This is a genomic window from Actinosynnema sp., assembly GCF_052038725.1.
Window position 1 is genome coordinate 1 of sequence record NZ_JBQGCX010000101.1, and the last position, 1,577, is coordinate 1,577.

Below are 1,577 nucleotides of genomic sequence, written 5' to 3' on the forward strand. Positions count from 1 at the left end.
TGCGCCTCCACCGCATCGATGTCCGAAGTGGACAGACCTGCGTCCGCGAGCGCCGCCCGGATCACCCGCTGCTGCGCCGCACCGCTCGGCGCCGTCAACCCGTTCGACGCCCCGTCCGAGTTCACCGCGCTGCCCCGGATCACCGCCAGCACCCGGCGCCCGTTGCGCCGCGCGTCCGACAGCCGCTCCAGCAGCACCAACCCCGCGCCCTCGGACCACGCCGTCCCGTCCGCCGACGCCGAGAACGGCTTGCAGCGGCCGTCCGGGGCCAGCGCGCCCTGCCGGGCGAACTCGACGAAGTCGGCGGGCGTGGCCATGACCGTCGCGCCGCCCGCCAGCGCCATCGAGCACTCGCCGCGCCGCAGCGACTGCACGGCCAGGTGCACCGCCACCAGCGACGACGAGCAGGCGGTGTCCACGGTGAGCGCGGGCCCGGTGAGCCCGAACGCGTAGGCGATCCGCCCGGAGGCGACGCTGCCCGCGTTGCCGGTGCTCAGGTAGCCCTCCACGAGCTGCCGGTCCAGCCCCGGCCGCGACCCGTAGTCGTGGCCCATCAGCCCGGCGAACACGCCGGTCCCGTCGCCCGCCACCGAGCGCGGGTCGATCCCGGCGCGCTCGAACACCTCCCACGCGACTTCGAGCAGCAGCCGCTGCTGCGGGTCCATCGCGAGGGCCTCGCGCGGGTGCACCCCGAACAGGGCGGCGTCGAACAGGGCGGCGTCGGCCAGGAACCCGCCGCCCGCGCAGGCGCCGCGCAGCGCGTCCAGGTCCCAGCCCCGGTCGCCCGGGAACGGCGACACCACGTCCGCGCCGGAGCGCACGACCTCCCACAGGTCCTCGGGGGAGGCGACGCCGCCGGGCCGCCTGCACCCGGCGGCGACGACCGCGATCGGCTCGCCCGAGCGCTCGACGGCGCGCGCGGGCGCGACCGGGACCCGCGACGCGCCGAACAGCTCGTCGTGCAGCAGGGCGGCGAGCGCGGTCGGGGTGGGGTGCTCGAACGCGGCGGTCGCGGGCAGCGCGAGCCCGGTCGCGGCGGTGAGCCGGTTGCGCAGGGCGACCGAGGTGGCGGAGGTGAAGCCGAGTTCGGCGAAGCCGCGCTCGTGCCCGTCGACCACGAACTCGGCGGGCCGCAGGGCCGCGGTCTCGGCGCGCACCAGGTCGAGCAGCCGCCGCCTGCGCTCCCGCTCCCCGCGACCGGCCAGGCTCGCCCGCAGCTCGGCCACCCGGACCGGCTCGGGTTCGGCGGCGACCACGTGCAGCAGGTCGCGCAGCGGCGCGGGCACGTCCCCGGCGACCAGGTCGGGGTCGGGGCGCAGCACCGAGACGACCGGCTCGTCGGCGCCGAGCGCGGCGTCGAACGCGGCCAGCCCGTCCCGCAGCGGCAGCACGGCCAGCCCCGGCCGGGCCTGCGCGGTCTCGGCCTCCCACGGTCCCCAGGCCAGGCACCGCGCGGGCATCCCGGCGGCGCGGCGGCGCAGCACGACGTCCTCCGCGACGGCCGAGTCGAACGCGGTCGCGCACACCACCAGCTCGACCCGCGCGCCGAGCAGGCGGGGCAGGGCCTCCGGGTCCCC

The 1,577-nt window shown here is 78.4% G+C and carries 1 protein-coding gene; it reads right to left on the reverse strand.

Translation table 11 applies throughout. The features are described 5' to 3' along the window. Positions 1-1,577 (reverse strand): beta-ketoacyl synthase N-terminal-like domain-containing protein (locus ACTUAL_RS01975; protein WP_440899056.1); only part of this gene is annotated, 1,577 nt, incomplete at both ends.